The organism is Mycobacterium sp. E136 (assembly GCF_001666865.1).
Lineage (GTDB): Bacteria > Actinomycetota > Actinomycetes > Mycobacteriales > Mycobacteriaceae > Mycobacterium.
In genome coordinates this window covers 1-15,680 of record NZ_LZJE01000341.1, presented here as the reverse complement: position 1 = coordinate 15,680, position 15,680 = coordinate 1, and the positions used below count along the sequence as shown (strand labels likewise).

Genomic DNA, 15,680 nt, shown 5'->3' with positions numbered 1-15,680 from the left:
ATCGGCATTTTGTGACGCGCCAGGGCCGGGAGTACAGTGGCCAACGTGCAGCGGGTGCTCCTTCTCGGCAGCCGCGAGGGGTCAGACCTGTGAGTCGGGGAACGCGATCACCGACAGGAACCGGATCGGCAGCTCGATCAGGTCCACCGGTCCGTGTGCGCCCTCCCCGTCGAACTGCAGGGAATCGTCGGGATGCAGGCGATAGACCGAGCGGCTGTGGCTGTAGTCCATGACGCCCTCGAGGACGTAGATGAACTCGGTTCCGGGGTGCTGGAACAACGGATAGGTCTGGCTCTTCTCCGACAGCGTCACCTGCAGGCATTCCAGCCGCTTGTGTTCGCCGCGCAGCGAGCCGAGCAGCTGGTACTCATGGCCCTCGCGGGTGCCCTCGCGCACGATGCGCGCGCCGGTGCCGGCTTTGACGAACGCGGCGGGGCGTTCGACGTCGGCGCCGCGGAACAGGCTGGTCACCGGCACGTCGAGGCCCGTCGCCAGCAGCGCCAGCGTGCTCAGGCTGCATGACGTCTGCGCGTTCTCGATCTTGCTCATCATGGCCTTGGAGATGCCGACCCGTGCGGCCATCTCGGCGACGGTGAGCCCCTGCTGCAGGCGGATCTGCCGGACGTTGCGCCCGATGGCCGCCTCGATCTCGAGCTCCTGGACAGGCGCCTGCGGATCGCGGTCGCGGGCGGTGCCGGATCTGTTGCGGAGCAGCGGTACGTCAGACATGTTTCCTGTCAGGAATCATCGCATCTGACCCGCGCCGACATACGGATGCGGCCTCGTCAGCAGGTCGCCGTCGGCGAAGCGCGACAGCCGGAAGTCGGTCTCGGGGATCCGCGGATCGCTGCTCCGTCCCTCGACCACCAGGTCGGCCACGAGCCGGCCGACGGCAGGCGCGATTTTGAAGCCGTGCCCGCTGAATCCGGCCGCCACCACCAGCCCGTCGATTCCCGTGGCGCTGATCACCGGATTCCAGTCGGGGGTGGCGTCGTAACAACCCGCGTAGCTGCTCGTGATGGCCGCGTCGGGGAAGCCCGGGAACCGAGTCCCGACCCGGTCGACGGTCAGGTCCACGAACGCCTCCGTCGCCCGGTTGGAGTACGCGTCGGGGTCGGCGTCCTCGGGATCGGACAGGTCGCTGTTGCCGAACAGGATCTCGCCGCCGAGTTCCGGGCGCACGTACTGCAACGAGACCAGATCGGAGAACACCGGCACCGGCCCGACGTCCACGCCGGGGGAGATCAGCACGATCTGCTCGCGCACCACCCGGATCGGCACGTCGAGGCCGTACGGCGCGAGGAACGGTCGTGTCCACACGCCGGTGGCGACGACGACGGTGCCCGCCGACACCGTGTCGCCGTCGGCGGTGCGCACACCGGTCACGCGGTCGCCGTCGAGCACCAGCGCGGTCGCCGCGACACCCTGCTGGATCCGCACCCCCGCGGCGCGCGCCGCCGCCGCGAACGCCTGCGCAGTCTGGTAGGCGTCGCCGTATCCGCCGCGGGATTCCCAGCCGAACGCGGCGAACGGCGACAGGTCGGCCCACGGCCACATCCGCGCGACGTCGTCGGCGCCGATCTCCTCGGTCTGCACCCCGACGGAGCGTTGTGCGGCAAGGCTTTTGCGCAACGCGTCGACGTCCTGGGCGCCGACACCGACGACGTAGCCGGTCTGCCGGAAGCCGATGTCGCCGCCGAAGATCTCCTCGGCTTTCTCGAACACCTCCAGCCCGACGGCGGCCATCGCCGCCAGCGAGCTGACCCCGTAATGGCAGCGGACGATGCCGCTCGACTTGCCGGTCATCCCGGCTGCGACGGTATTGCGTTCCAGCACAACGACATCGGTGACACCGCGCTGGCTGAGCGCCCATGCCGCGGCGGCGCCCTCGATGCCGCCCCCGATGATCACCACGTCCGCCGTGGTCATGAGCCGGGTATCCAGTTCGTGCCCGCCAGCGGCACGCGCGCCATTGCGGCCGCCTCGATCGTGACCGCGACCAGGTCCTCCGGCTCGAGGTGGCACACGTGGGCCTTACCGCACGCCCGGGCGATGGTCTGGGCCTCCATCGTCAGCACCCGCAGGTAGTTGGCCAGCCGGCGGCCGCCTTCGATCGGATCGAACCGCGCCGCCAACTCCGGATCCTGCGTGCTGATGCCCGCCGGGTCGGTGCCGTCCTGGAAGTCGTCGAAGAAGCCGGCGGCGCTGCCCAGTTTCTCGTACTCGGCCGCGTAGCGAGGGTGGTTGTCGCCCAACGCGATCAACGCCGCGGTGCCGATGGCCACGGCGTCGGCGCCCAACGCGAGCGCCTTGGCGACGTCGGCGCCGGTGCGGATGCCGCCCGATACGATCAGCTGCACGCGACGGTGCACCCCGAGCTCCTGCAGCGCCCGAACCGCCTCCGGTACGGCTGCCAGCGTCGGGATGCCGACGTGTTCGATGAACACCTCCTGGGTGGCCGCGGTGCCGCCCTGCATCCCGTCGACGACGACCACGTCGGCGCCGGCGTGCACCGCGAGCTTGACGTCGTAGTAGGTGCGGGTGGCTCCGACCTTGACGTAGATCGGTTTCTCCCAGTCGGTGAGCTCGCGCAACTCGTTGATCTTGATCGTCAGGTCGTCCGGACCGGTCCAGTCCGGATGTCGGCACGCGGAGCGCTGGTCGATGCCCTCGGGCAGCGTGCGCATGGCCGCGACGCGCGGTGAGATCTTCTGGCCCAACAACATTCCACCGCCGCCGGGCTTGGCGCCCTGGCCGAGCACCACCTCGATCGCGTCGGCCTTGCGCAGGTCGTCGGGATTCATGCCGTACCGCGACGGAAGGTACTGATAGACCAGGTACTTGCTCTGGCCGCGCTCCTCGGGGGTCATGCCGCCGTCGCCGGTGGTGGTCGACGTGCCGACCTCGCTGGCGCCGCGGCCGAGCGCCTCCTTGGCGGGTCCGCTCAGCGCGCCGAACGACATCCCCGCGATCGTGACCGGGATGTCGAGGTGCAGCGGGTGTTTGGCGTGACGATCGCCGAGCACGACGTCGGTGCCGCATCGTTCGCGGTATCCCTCCAGTGGATAACGCGACATCGACGCGCCGAGGAACAAGAGGTCGTCGAAGTGCGGCAGCGGTCGCTTGGCGCCCCAGCCGCGGATGTCGTAGATGCCGGTTTCGGCCGCGCGCTGGATGGCGGCGATCGTGGTGCGGTCGAAGGTCGCGGATTCGCGAAGGGACCAGGTGTTCATCAGTAGCTCGATGCGTTGTCGATGTGGAAGTGGTAGAGGGAGCGCGCCGATCCGTAGCGGGTGTACGCATCTGTGTCGTCGTCGAATCCGGCTGCGGCCAACAGCTCTCGCAGCTCCTGATGGTGTTCGGGCCGCATCGGCTTGGCGATGCAATCGGCGCCGAGCGACGCGACCTCGCCGCGCACGTAAATCCGGGCCTCGTAGATCGAATCCCCGAGCGCTTCACCGGTATTCCCGCGCACGACGAGGCGACCCGCCTGTGCCATGAACGCGCTCATGTGGCCGATGTCGCCGCCCACCACGATGTCCACCCCTTTCATCGAGATACCGCACCGCGCGGCGGCGTTGCCGTCGATGACCAGAAAGCCCCCGTGGGCCGTGGCGCCCGCCGACTGTGAAGCATCGCCTTTGACGTGGACGCCGCCGCTCATCATGTTCTCGGCGACGCCGGTTCCCGCGTTGCCGTTGATGGTCACCTCGGCCCGCTGGTTCATGCCCGCGGCGTAGTACCCGACGTGGCCGTCGATCGTCACCCGTACCGGCGCGTCGAGTCCGACCGCGACGTTGTGTGCGCCTGCGGGATTGGCGATCACGAAGTCACCGGACAGCCCCGGCGCGTGCAGTGCGGCGTTGACCTCGCGCAGGGGGGTGGTGGCCAGGTCGTATCCCACTAGCGTGTCCATGCGTAGACCACCTCCGGCTCGGGTTCCCAGATCTTGGCCGCACCGACGCCGGGTAGCCCGGCCAGAGCGCGGTATTCGCTGGCCATCGCCACCCAGTCGGCGGTCTCGGCGATGACGGCGGGTTTACATGCGATGGCGTCGCGCACAACGGCGAACGAGTCGCGGTTGGAGACCAGCAGTGTGTAGAAGCCGTCGAACGCCTCGCACAGCTCCTTCAGCGCGGTCTGTACGTCGCGGCCCTCGGCGAGGCGGCTCGCGATGAACCGGGCGCCGACCTCGGTGTCATTCTCGCTGTCGAAACGCACTCCCGCAGCACGCAGTTCGCGTCGGATGGTCGCGTAGTTGGCGAACGACCCATTGTGCACCATGCACTGCTCGGGTCCGACCGCATACGGGTGGCATCCCGCGGGCGTCACCGCCGACTCCGTCGCCATCCGGGTGTGGCCGACGCCCTGCCAGCCCTGCGCCTTGGTCAGGTTCCAGTTCTCGGTCAGTGTCCGCGGATGTCCCACGCCCTTGAGCACGGCGAGGTCGGCGCCGAACCCGGCGATCAGCGCGGCGGGATAGGCCGCCCGCACGGCGTCGTGCAGTGTCTCCGCGGGCACCTCCGCGGTGACGAGATACGTCGCGTCGTACCGCGCCACGCTGACGTCCATACCGATGGCCGCGGCCGTCGGCTCGGTTTCGAGGACCGAGACACAGCTCGTGCCTGGTGGAGACAGCGTCGGGTCGCCGTAGACCGCGATCCCCGCGGAATCCGAACCGCGGTCGCCCATTTCGCAGAGCATGTCGGTGAGCACTTCCCCGAGTCGGGGATACAGGTCGGGATTGCGCAGATGCAGCCCCACGATTCCGCACATCGGTGAGCTCCTTCTCAGAACGCGGTCAGGTAGTTGTCGATCTCCCAGGTGGTGACCGCGCTGTGATAGGCGAAGAACTCGTCGCGCTTGAGGTTGGCGAAGTAAGCCGCCACACCCTCACCCGAGGCGTCCAGCACACCCGCGATCACCGGATCGCTCTCGAGCTCGTCAACCGCGTGCAGCAGTGTCGCGGGTAGCGGCGAGCGATGCTGGCCGCCAACGGGTCCAGGGTCGGTGCTGCGTTTGATGCCGTCCAGCCCGGCGCCCAACGCGCCCGCGATCGCGAGATACGGGTTGGCCGACCCGTCGCTGCCGCGCAGTTCGATGCGCTGGGCGTCGGGCACCCGGATGTAGTGCGTGCGGTCGTTGCCGCCGTAGCTGGGGGTGTTCGGCGACCAGGCTGCCCCCGATGCCGTCGTGGTGGCGCGGGTTCGCTTGTAGGAGTTGACCGTCGGGGCGACCACCGCCTGCAGGGCGCACGCGTGCTCGAGGATTCCGCCGAGGAACGCGTAGGCCGTCTCGGACAGTCCGAGGCCGCGCTCGTCGGTATCGGCGGGGAAGACCGGCCTTCCCGCACTGGTCAGCGACAGGTGCAGATGCAGTCCGCTGCCCGTGCGATCGGCGAACGGTTTGGGCATGAAGGTCGCGACCATGCCGCGCTCGGCGGCGATGGTCGAGAGCAGATAGCGCAGCGTCACGACGCGATCGGCGGTGGTGAGTGCGTCGGCGAACTCGAAGTTCTGCTCGAACTGACCGTTGCCGTCCTCGTGATCATTGGCGTAGTTGGACCAGCCCAGCTGGTTCATCGCCGTCGAGATCGCGGTGAGATGGTCGTACATCCGGGTGACGCCGCGCGCGTCGTAGCAGGGTTGCGCGGCGGTGTCGGCAGCGTCCGCGGTGCACACCCCGCCGTCTGGGGTGCGGCGCAGCAGAAAGTACTCGACCTCCGCACCGACCCACGGTTCGAAGCCGGCGTCGGCGGCCTGCTGGATCAGCGCCTTGAGGATGACGCGCGGCGCGTACGGCCACGGCGCGCCCTCCACGTGCGGATCGCAGTGCACGATCGCCAGTCCGTCCTTGATGAACGGGATGGGGGTGAACGAGTCGACATCCGGAATCGCCATCATGTCAGGGTCTTTGGGGTCCTGGCCCATCGCCCCGACGGCGTAGCCGGCGAATCCGACGCCCTCGGTGGCGAGCAGGTCGACCGCCTCGACGGGAACCAGCTTGGCGCACGGCTTTCCGCGCAGGTCGACGAACAGCGCGAGGATGAACTTGATCCCGGACTCCTCGGCCAGGGTGGCCAGATCTTTGGACATTCTTCCGAACCTGTCTTCTGTAGTGAATCGCTGTGTCGTAGAAGGAAACTCGATAGATCCGAAATGGCCGGCGCGGCAAAGGGGCGCCGCGCCGGCCGGTTTCGGGTCAGGCGGGTTGCAGTGCGTACGCCGAGTCGCGGTGGAACTTGGCGTCGATTCCGGTCTCTTCCTCGTCCGGCGAGATGCGGATGCCCATCGTCTTCTTGATCGCGAAGGCGATGATGTAGGCCACGACGAACGAGTACGCCATGACCGCTCCCGCGGCGACCGCCTGCTTCCACAGCTGCTCGAGGCCGCCGCCGTAGAACAGGCCGTTGGTGGCGCCGGGCATCGTCTCGCTGGCGAAGAAGCCGATCAGCAGCGTCCCGATCAGGCCACCGACGAGGTGCACCCCGACCACGTCGAGGCTGTCGTCGTAGCCGAACCGGTCCTTGAGCCCGACGGCGTAGACACACACCGCACCCGCGATGGCGCCGACGCAGATGGCACCGACCGGGGTGACCGAACCGCAGGCCGGGGTGATCGCGACCAGGCCGGTGATCGCGCCGGAGGCGGCACCGACACCGGTGACGTGACCGGTCTTGATCTTCTCGAAGGTCAGCCAGGCCAGCGTCGCGGCGCACGTCGCGACGAACGTCGTGACCATGACGATCGCGGCCGAGGTCCCAGCGGACAGGGCCGAACCGCCGTTGAACGCATACCAACCGGCCCACAGCAGGCCCGCGCCGAGCAGCGTCAGCGGAACGTTGTGGGGCTTGCGGCTTCCGAACAGTGCGGAGCGCCCGAGCACGATCGCGACGGCCAGCGCCGCGGCGCCCGCGTTGATGTGCACCGCGGTGCCACCGGCGAAGTCGAGCGCGCCGAGCTTGTTGGCGATCCAGCCGCCGACCGAATCCTCGGTCACCACACCGTCGAACGCGAACACCCAGTGCGCGGCGGGGAAGTACACCAGCACGGCCCACAGCGCGGCGAACACCATCCATGCGCTGAACTTCATCCGGTCGGCGGCCGCACCGGAGACGAGCGCGACCGTGATGGCGGCGAACAGGGCCTGGAACAACGCGAACAAACTGATCGGCAGGCCGTCGACCGTCGTCATCGCCTCGGTCAGGTCGGTCATCCCGTCGAATTCGGTGAAGCTGCCGATCAATCCCCCGTAGGACGTGCCGAACACCATCGAGAAGCCGAACAGCACCCAGAGGACACCGACGAGCGCGGCGGCGCCGAAGGTCATCATCATCATGTTGGTCGAGCTCTTCACCGACACCATGCCGCCGTAGAAGAGCGCGAGACCGGGGATCATCAGCGTGAGCGCGATGATGCAACACAGCATGAACGCCGTGGTTCCTGTATCCATCCACCATCTCCTGAAGTGATGCGGCCCCGCCTCAGGGCCGTTCACTGTCAGTAACCGGTGTTTCTGTTACGTGGACCCGCTTGTGATGTTGCGCGTGCGTAAAGAATCCGGGGCCTGGCTAGAGTTCAACCGGTGAGAAGACTTGACCGGCGCTGGTGGGTGGCGATCGCCGTCGTTGTGATCGCGGCGGTGGCGTTCGTCTACAGCCAGCTTCAGAAACCGCCCGAGGAATGCGGACCGGTCCTCGATCTGCTCGAGTTCAACAAACAGCAGGGCGATCTGATCAGTTCGAAGAGCGAAGGCGCCGAGGGCCCGCCGACCCAGGCCGAGGAGATCGCCTACCAGCAGTGGGCCGACGGCCTCTCCGAACGCGCGCGCAACATCGACACCCCGGAACTGCGGTTCACCGCGGTGGAGGTGGCCGACCTCGCGGGACAGTTCGTCCAGAAGATGCCGAAGGCACGCGCCGAGACCCAGTCCCGCGCACCGGGTGCGCCGCCCCCGCAGGTTTTCTACGAGATGTCTGCGCTCGACACCCAGATCCGGCGCAAGCTCGCCGAACTGTCAAAAGCCTGCACGGCCTGAGCGCCTCATAGGATCGCCTGGTGTGCACGCGCGTCGTCTATCTCGGAACCGATAACCGCAACATCACCGGCCGTTCCATGGACTGGAAGTCGGAGATCCAAACGAACCTGTGGGCGCTGCCGCGCGGCGTCCAACGCACCGGGCAGGCCGGCCCGAACTCCGCCGAGTGGACGTCCAAGTACGGCAGCGTGGTGGCCAGCGGTTACGACATCAGCACGACCGACGGCGTGAACGAGGCCGGTCTCGCGGTCAACCTGCTGTGGCTGGCCGAATCGCAGTACCCCGACGCGACCGCCGCGGGCCCGGCGGTCTCGTTGGCGCTGTGGGGGCAGTACGTGCTCGACAACTTCGCGACGGTGGCCGAGGCCGTGCAGGCGTTGCGCGCGACCCCGCTGCGGGTGGCCACCGCGCAGGTGCCTGGCGAGGAGCGCATGGCGACGCTGCACCTGGCGATGTCCGACGCGAGCGGCGACAGCGCGATCGTCGAGTACATCGACGGCGAGCAGGTCATCCATCACAGCCGCGACCACCGGGTGATGACGAACTCGCCGACCTTCGACAAGCAGCTCGCCATCGACGAGTACTGGAAGCAGATCGGCGGCACCGTGATGCTGCCGGGGACGAACCGCGCCGCCGACCGGTTCGTGCGGGCGTCGTTCTACATCGAGGCGGTCCCCAAGACCGACGATCCGCTGCTGGCCGCCGCGACGGTGTTCAGCGTCGTGCGCAACGCGTCGGTGCCGTACGGCATCTCCACGCCGGAGGAGCCGAACATCTCGACCACTCGCTGGCGCACGGTCGTCGACCACAAGTCGCTGCGGTATTTCTTCGAGTCGGCGCTCTCGCCGAACACGTTCTGGGTCGAATTGGGCAAACTCGACTTCTCACCGGGCGCCCCGACGCTGCGGCTGCCACTCGGCGAGGGCGAGAAGACGATCTACGCCGGTGACGCCAGCTCCGCATTCGAGCGGGCCGAACCGTTCACCTTCCTTTCGGTGGCCTGATAGCCCGCGCTTCCGGGAGGGCGGTCACGGCCGGAAGAAATCGATTCGCCGCAGCCCTTATCCTTGGTGGGATCCTTCCCAGCACTTGAAAGGCTTGTTCAGTGGCGCTCGTCGTGCAGAAGTACGGCGGATCCTCGGTCGCCGACGCCGAGCGGATCCGCCGCGTCGCCGAGCGGATCGTCGAGACGAAGAAGCAGGGCAACGATGTGGTCGTGGTCGTGTCGGCGATGGGCGACACCACCGACGACTTGCTTGACCTGGCCAATCAGGTGTGCCCGGCGCCGCCCCCCCGCGAGATGGACATGCTACTGACCGCAGGCGAGCGGATCTCCAACGCGCTGGTCGCGATGGCCATCCACTCGCTCGGTGCGCAGGCGCGGTCGTTCACCGGATCGCAGGCCGGCGTCATCACCACCGGCATCCACGGCAACGCCAAGATCATCGACGTCACCCCAGGCCGGCTGCGCGACGCGCTCGACCAGGGCGTGATCGTGCTGGTCGCCGGGTTTCAGGGGGTCAGCCAGGACAGCAAGGACGTCACGACGTTGGGGAGGGGCGGCTCGGACACCACGGCCGTCGCGCTGGCCGCGGCGCTGAAGGCCGATGTCTGCGAGATCTACACCGACGTCGACGGCATCTTCACCGCCGACCCGCGGATCGTGCCCAACGCGCACCACCTCGACCAAATCAGCTTTGAGGAGATGCTCGAGATGGCCGCGTGCGGGGCCAAGGTGCTGATGCTGCGCTGCGTGGAGTACGCGCGGCGCTATCACGTGCCGATCCGCGTGCGCTCGTCATACTCGGACAACCCCGGAACCCTGGTGACCGGATCGATGGAGGACATACCCGTGGAAGACGCCATTCTGACTGGAGTCGCGCACGACCGCAGCGAGGCCAAGGTGACGGTCGTCGGCATCCCCGACGTACCCGGCTATGCCGCCAAGGTGTTCCGCGTCGTCGCCGACGCCGACATCAACATCGACATGGTGCTGCAGAACATTTCCAAGGTCGAGGACGGCAAAACCGACATCACGTTCACGTGCCCCCGGGACAACGGCCCGGCGGCGGTCGAGAAGCTGACATCGCGTCAGAGCGAGATCGGTTTCACCGGCGTGCTCTACGACGACCACATCGGCAAGGTCTCGCTGGTGGGTGCCGGTATGAAGAGCCATCCCGGCGTGACCGCCACATTCTGCGAGACGTTGGCTTCGGTCGGGGTGAACATCGACCTGATCTCCACGTCCGAGATCCGGATCTCGGTGCTGGTCAAGGACACCGACCTGGACAAGGCGGTCGCGGCGCTGCACGAGGCGTTCGGCCTCGGCGGCGACGAGCAGGCCGTCGTCTATGCGGGGACGGGGCGTTAGATGGCGCGCGATCGGCTCTCCATCGGAGTGATAGGCGCGACCGGTCAGGTCGGCCAGGTGATGCGGACGTTGTTGGAGGAGCGCGACTTTCCGGCGACCGACGTGCGGTTCTTCGCGTCCGCGCGCTCGCAGGGCAAGAAGTTGTCGTTCCGGGGGCAGGAGATCGAGGTCGAGGACGCCGCGACCGCCGACCCCTCCGGTCTGGACATCGCGTTGTTCTCCGCTGGCGCGACGATGTCGCGCGTGCAGGCGCCGCGGTTCGCCGAGGCCGGTGCCGTCGTGGTCGACAACTCGTCGGCGTGGCGCAAGGACCCGGACGTGCCGCTGGTCGTCAGCGAGGTGAACTTCGCCCGCGACGTGCGTGGCGTGACCCTGAAGAAGGGCATCATCGCGAACCCGAACTGCACGACGATGGCCGCCATGCCGGTGCTCAAGCCGTTGCATGACGAAGCGGGCCTGGTGCGGATGATCGCCTCGACGTATCAGGCGGTGTCGGGCAGCGGCGTCGCCGGCGTCGAGGAGTTGTTCGGTCAGGCCAGCGCGGTCGTCGGCAACAGCCGCGACCTGGTGGCCGACGGCTCGGCGCTGGAATTCCCGGAGCCGTCGAAGTACGTGGCCCCGATCGCGTTCAACGTGGTCCCACTGGCCGGTTCCTATGTCGACGACGGCTCCGGTGAGACCGACGAGGACCAGAAGCTGCGCAACGAGAGCCGCAAGATCCTCGGCATCCCGGACCTGGCCGTCAGCGGAACCTGCGTACGCGTTCCGGTGTACACGGGGCATTCGCTGTCGCTCAACCTCGAGTTCTCGCAACCACTTTCGGTGCAGCGGGCCAACGAGCTGCTCAGGACGGCGCCGGGCGTGACGTTGGTGGATGTGCCGACCCCATTGGCCGCGGCCGGGGTGGACGACTCGCTGGTCGGCCGGATCCGCCAGGACCCCGGTGTGCCTGACGGCCGCGGGCTGGCGTTGTTCGTCTCCGGCGACAACCTGCGCAAAGGCGCGGCGCTCAACACGATTCAGATCGCCGAGCTGCTGGCCGCCGAACTCTAACGCTGCCTTGCGCCGAAACTGCATTGCAGCAGGCCTGCTTTCGATCTTTGTCTGCTGGAGCGCCGTTTCGGCGGTCGGTGTTGCCGCTGCCCAGCCCGCGCCGATCCCCGACCCCGTGCTGCCGCCGCTGGCGCCCGGGCAGGTGATCCGGATCGGCCCGACGGCCGGAACCGGAACTCCGACACGCGATTACGGAATCGGCGCCACGGATCTGTGTGAGTTCATGGAGTTTCCCAGTGGCATCCTGCAGGTCTGCGGTGACAGCTTCGCGGGGCAGGGCGTCGGCTACGGCGGGTGGTTCTCGCCGATCGCCTTGCACGTCGAGACGGAGTCGATCGACGACCCCGGCGGTGTGCGCTACGACGGTGTGACCGGAACCGACCGACCACTGCTGGCCGATCCGACGCCCGAGGGCATGTCGCAGCTGCCCGCGGGCGTCGTACAGATCAACCGGCAGAACTACCTGATGGTCACGACCGTGCGGGAACTGGTGCCGCAGACCTCTCGGCTGGTGAAAGCCGATCCCTCACAGAGCAATTGGCCGACGCTGCCCGACTCGGAGCGCCCGGCGTCCTACGCCGAGGGCAGACAGTCGCAGATCAGCGGCTACTACGACCCGATCCCGCGGTCGGACTCGGAGACCGGCTGGGTCTACATCGTGGCCAACAACTTCGACCGCAGCGCGCCGCTGGTGCTGTACCGCGCAACGCCCCAGGAGTTCGAGGACCGGTCGAGTTGGCAAGGCTGGTCTGCCGATTCGGGTTGGGGGCAGGCTCCGACGCCGCTGTGGCCGGACGCGGTCGGCGAGATGAGCATCCGGCAGATCGACGGTAAAACCGTGCTGTCGTACTTCAACGCCACCACCGGCAACATGGAGATGCGGGTGGCCAACGATCCGACCGGCCTGGGCGCCGCGCCGGTGACCACCGTCGTCGTCGCGTCCGAGTGGCCGGACCCGACGGACCACCTCGGGCCGCCGGAGAGCAACCGCCTGGCCCAACCGTACGGCGGGTACATCTCGCCGGGTTCGACGCTCGATGAGGTGCGGGTGTTCGTCAGCCAGTGGAACACCGGACCGCGCGGCGGGTCGCCGTATCGGGTGATTCAGTTCGCGGTCAACCCGTTCAAGCCCTAGTCAGTCTGTCCGCACGCTACTGCGCTAGGAATCCGCCATCGACTGGCAGCACGGCGCCGGTGATGAAGGAGGCGTCGTCGGAGGCGAGGAAGGCGATGGCGTTGGCGACTTCGGCGGGTTCGCCGATACGGCCCATCGGGTGCATCCGCTCGATCTCCGCTAGATATTCCGAACCGCCCGGCTCCTCCGGCAGACGCTTGACCCGCTCGGTGCGAATCGTGCCCGGAGCAACGGCGTTGACCCGTATGCCGCGGTCGGCCCACTCGACCGCCAGGTGTTTGGTCAGGCCGGTCGCGACGAACTTGGCAGGGCCGTAGGCCGCCTGCCGTTTCTGCCCGGCGAGCCCCGAGATCGACGAGATGCAGACGATCGCGCCACCGCCGGTGGGCACCATCGCCTCGATCGCAAATTTGCAGGTGAGAAACATGCCACGCCCGTCGATGGCCATCACCTCGTCCCAATCGGCGGCGGTCATTTCCGTCGCATCGCCCAGCGGAATGATTCCGGCGTTGGCGACCAAGACGTCAAGCCGCCCGAATCGGTCGACCGCTGCCCGGATCATGCGCCGCGCATCCTCCTCGACCGAGACGTCGCCGACGACCGTTTCCACCTCCGCGCTGTTTTGACGCAGTTCGTCTGCCAATTCCAGCAGCGGTTCGCTCTGAATGTCGGTTGCGGTCAGGCGCGCCCCCTCGCGCGCGAACAACTCGGCGGTCGCCCGCCCGATGCCAGACGCCGCGCCGGTGACTACCGCCGACTTTCCGTAGAGGTGTCCTCGCCCTTGGGTCACCACCCCATGCAACCATGCGCGAGGAGCGTCGGCCGTACCGAACGCCTGAAACGGGTTCGCGGTCAACCCGTTCAACCGCTGTAAACACCGCGGCGGGCCTGGTCCTGCGCTACGGCCTCGTGCTCGTCATCGGCTGGATCGGCCTGATGAAGTTCACCTCGTACGAGGCGTACGGCATCGAACCGCTGGTCGCCAACAGCCCGTTCATGGGGTGGCTCTACGGAATCTTCTCCGTGACGACGTTCTCGGCGCTCGGCAGCGTGGTGGCCGTCGTGCTGTTCGTCGCAACGATCAGCTTCCTGTTCACCACGCCCGGCATCGGTGAGGAAGCGGCCGGCGGCTTCCCGATGCTGTCGACGACCGGACAGTTCCTGATCAAGGACGTGGTGCTGCTGGGTGCGTCGCTGTGGACACTGGCCGATTCCGTGCGCGCCGCACGGCACCGCGGAGTTACCCTCGCTGCACGATGAGGGCCGTCGCCGAAGCCGAAGGCGCGCTCGTCACCGCACTGAAGGCGGGCGACGAGAGCGCTTTCGCCCTACTGGTCGAACGACACACACCGGCCATGTTGCGGATCGCGCGCGGGTACGTCGCGACCCAGGAGGCCGCCGAGGACGTGGTGCAGGAGACCTGGATCGCTCTGCTCAAGGGCATCGACGGGTTCGAGTCCCGATCAAGCTTGCGCACATGGCTTTTCACGATCCTGATCAACACCGCCAAGAAGCGGGGGTTACGCGAACGACAAACCAGCGATGCCGAATTCGCCGCGTTCACGGGCGCTACGGTGGAAGCCGCCCGGTTTCGCGGCTCCGACGACCGCTGGCCAGGGCACTGGCGAGCCGACGCCGCACCCGCGCCCTTCCCGGAAACCCCGGAGGGGTCGGTGCTGGCCGGCGAGATGCTCACCGTCGCGCGAAGTGAGCTCGACCGACTGCCCGACAGACAACGCACCGTCGTCACCCTGCGCGACGTGTACGGGTTCGAATCGAGGGAAGTGACGGAACTGCTCGACATCACCGTCGCCAATCAGCGGGTCCTTCTGCACCGCGGCCGCGCCGCGGTCCGGCAAGCGCTCGACGCCTACCTGTCGGAGGAATCATGAGTTTCGGCTCCATGGACTGCAACGAACTCGTCGAACTGGTCACCGCATACCTCGACGGGTCGTTGGACCCCGAAACCCGCGCCCGCTTCGACATGCACCTGCTCGACTGCGACGGTTGCGTGAACTACCTGCAACAGTTCCGGGCGACCATCACGACCCTGAGCAACGTCGGTGACGATCTCGATCCGGCGTTCCGCGACAAGCTGATGACCGCATTCCGCAACTGGCGCTGAGGATTCAGGCGACGGTGTCGACGTGCTGCGCCGATTCACCGACGGTGGCGCCGGCGTCACCGATGATTGTGCGCATCAACACCTGGTGCTCGCGGTCTCCGCGGTCGGCGGCGCGGTCGATGCCTCCGGGCAGTGCGATCGCGGCGATGCTGCGGGCCAGGTTCACGGGCAGGCGCAGCACGGGATACCACGGCACGTGTGGACGCAGACCCAGCGCGCGCATGGTTCGAGGGCCGAGGAAGCCGCTGGTGACCGAAAGGTGTTGCGCCCGAGCGATGCGACGCCGAATGGCGGGCATGGTGTCGTAGCGCCAGATCAGTGGGTCGTCGGCCATCGGAACCGCCAGCTGCCTCGACGACTCGTCAGGCTCCGCCAGCGCCCCGAGTGTGTGGTAGAGCACCCGGATGCTGTCGCGGAAGCTGCGCGGCAGCCACTCGTCCTCCACGCCCATCAACCAGCCGACGTATCGGGTCAGGTGAGCGACGGCCTCATACTCCCTCGGCCGCAACACGATTCCCATCCCCATGACACCCACGGCGGGTGCGACCAGGGCACCGATCAGCGTCGCCGCCATGTCGGTCTGGTTGATCGGGACGCCCCACTCGTCGGCGCGCCAATCCGGCATCGCGGCCACATGCCTGCGCACGAGCCCGTGGATCAGCCGCACCCGCAGGGTGGATCGGTAGCCGGCGCCCAGATACTCGAGGCCGCCTTCGGAGATGACGTCAATCGCCCATTGCATCGTCTCGGCGAAGCGCTTGTTCGAGCCCTTCTCGAGGGCTCCGGTGCGCAGCAGCGTCTTGTTGAAACCCGAGAACTGGTAGCCGCCGAGAAGCGACACGTCACGGGCTACGTACATACCGTCGGCGCCGCCGCGACGCAGCGCGCGCTGTCCGCGCCGCAGCTTCTCCTGGTCGACCCAGTCCGGAAGCTCCTCCACGGCCGTGAAGAACTCGCGC

17 protein-coding genes are annotated in these 15,680 nt (G+C 67.7%); 8 read left to right on the top strand and 9 right to left on the bottom strand.

Features of this window, described 5'->3' with window-relative positions:
- Positions 1-81: 81 nt before the first annotated feature.
- The 7 genes from A5698_RS22975 to A5698_RS22945 form a co-directional block, all read right to left on the bottom strand.
- Complete coding sequence (locus A5698_RS22975) at positions 82-729, bottom strand: helix-turn-helix domain-containing protein (protein WP_068301566.1); 648 nt, start codon at positions 727-729, stop codon at positions 82-84.
- A 15-nt stretch (positions 730-744) separates the two neighbouring features.
- Positions 745-1,929, bottom strand: coding sequence for an NAD(P)/FAD-dependent oxidoreductase (locus tag A5698_RS22970; protein WP_068301563.1), 1,185 nt, complete (start codon positions 1,927-1,929; stop codon positions 745-747).
- Positions 1,926-3,233, bottom strand: coding sequence for an FMN-binding glutamate synthase family protein (locus A5698_RS22965; RefSeq protein WP_068301561.1), 1,308 nt, complete (start codon positions 3,231-3,233; stop codon positions 1,926-1,928). The genes A5698_RS22970 and A5698_RS22965 overlap by 4 nt, the downstream gene beginning before the upstream one ends.
- Positions 3,233-3,916, bottom strand: a complete 684-nt coding sequence (locus tag A5698_RS22960) for a GltB/FmdC/FwdC-like GXGXG domain-containing protein (RefSeq protein WP_068301558.1) — start codon at positions 3,914-3,916, stop codon at positions 3,233-3,235. The genes A5698_RS22965 and A5698_RS22960 overlap by 1 nt, the downstream gene beginning before the upstream one ends.
- Positions 3,904-4,776, bottom strand: coding sequence for a class II glutamine amidotransferase domain-containing protein (locus tag A5698_RS22955; RefSeq protein ID WP_068301555.1), 873 nt, complete (start codon positions 4,774-4,776; stop codon positions 3,904-3,906). Before A5698_RS22955 ends, A5698_RS22960 begins: the two co-directional genes overlap by 13 nt.
- Before the next feature lie 14 nt (positions 4,777-4,790).
- Positions 4,791-6,095 (bottom strand): type III glutamate--ammonia ligase, encoded by a 1,305-nt coding sequence (gene glnT / locus A5698_RS22950; RefSeq protein WP_068301552.1) that lies wholly within the window; start codon positions 6,093-6,095, stop codon positions 4,791-4,793.
- A gap of 106 nt (positions 6,096-6,201) precedes the next feature.
- Positions 6,202-7,452: an ammonium transporter gene (locus A5698_RS22945; protein WP_068301549.1), complete on the bottom strand. Its 1,251-nt coding sequence runs from the start codon at positions 7,450-7,452 to the stop codon at positions 6,202-6,204.
- A gap of 132 nt (positions 7,453-7,584) precedes the next feature.
- Here A5698_RS22945 and A5698_RS22940 point away from each other — a divergent pair, with 132 nt between their 5' ends.
- The 5 genes from A5698_RS22940 (at position 7,585) to A5698_RS22920 (ending at position 12,596) form a co-directional block, all read left to right on the top strand.
- Positions 7,585-8,037 (top strand): hypothetical protein, encoded by a 453-nt coding sequence (locus A5698_RS22940; RefSeq protein ID WP_231967499.1) that lies wholly within the window; start codon positions 7,585-7,587, stop codon positions 8,035-8,037.
- Positions 8,038-8,057: 20 nt separating this feature from the next.
- Positions 8,058-9,041, top strand: a complete 984-nt coding sequence (locus tag A5698_RS22935; protein WP_068301543.1) for a linear amide C-N hydrolase — start codon at positions 8,058-8,060, stop codon at positions 9,039-9,041.
- Between the two features lie 101 nt (positions 9,042-9,142).
- The gene (locus tag A5698_RS22930; RefSeq protein ID WP_068301540.1) at positions 9,143-10,408 is read left to right on the top strand and encodes an aspartate kinase; all 1,266 of its coding nucleotides are present in this window, start codon (positions 9,143-9,145) and stop codon (positions 10,406-10,408) included.
- A complete protein-coding gene (locus A5698_RS22925; protein WP_068301538.1) occupies positions 10,409-11,461 on the top strand; it encodes an aspartate-semialdehyde dehydrogenase in 1,053 nt (350 codons plus the stop codon).
- 34 nt (positions 11,462-11,495) lie between these two features.
- Entirely contained in the window at positions 11,496-12,596 is a 1,101-nt protein-coding gene (locus A5698_RS22920; protein WP_067090642.1) for a DUF4185 domain-containing protein, read from the top strand.
- 16 nt (positions 12,597-12,612) lie between these two features.
- On the opposite strand, the gene A5698_RS22915 is transcribed toward A5698_RS22920, so the two are convergent.
- Positions 12,613-13,386: an SDR family NAD(P)-dependent oxidoreductase gene (locus A5698_RS22915; protein WP_068301572.1), complete on the bottom strand. Its 774-nt coding sequence runs from the start codon at positions 13,384-13,386 to the stop codon at positions 12,613-12,615.
- Between the two features lie 14 nt (positions 13,387-13,400).
- Here A5698_RS22915 and A5698_RS22910 point away from each other — a divergent pair, with 14 nt between their 5' ends.
- The 3 genes from A5698_RS22910 to A5698_RS22900 are packed head-to-tail and all read left to right on the top strand — an operon-like array spanning position 13,401 to position 14,721.
- Entirely contained in the window at positions 13,401-13,856 is a 456-nt protein-coding gene (locus tag A5698_RS22910) for a YkgB family protein (RefSeq protein WP_068301533.1), read from the top strand.
- On the top strand, positions 13,853-14,488 hold the full coding sequence (locus tag A5698_RS22905) for an RNA polymerase sigma factor (RefSeq protein ID WP_068301531.1): 636 nt from the start codon (positions 13,853-13,855) through the stop codon (positions 14,486-14,488). The genes A5698_RS22910 and A5698_RS22905 overlap by 4 nt, the downstream gene beginning before the upstream one ends.
- Positions 14,485-14,721 carry an anti-sigma factor family protein gene (locus tag A5698_RS22900; protein ID WP_197506865.1) on the top strand — a complete coding sequence of 79 codons (237 nt, stop codon included), beginning with the start codon at positions 14,485-14,487 and terminating at the stop codon, positions 14,719-14,721. Before A5698_RS22905 ends, A5698_RS22900 begins: the two co-directional genes overlap by 4 nt.
- A 4-nt stretch (positions 14,722-14,725) precedes the next feature.
- Here A5698_RS22900 and A5698_RS22895 read toward each other — a convergent pair.
- Positions 14,726-15,680 (bottom strand): oxygenase MpaB family protein (locus A5698_RS22895; RefSeq protein WP_068301528.1); only part of this gene is annotated, 955 nt, incomplete at its 5' end.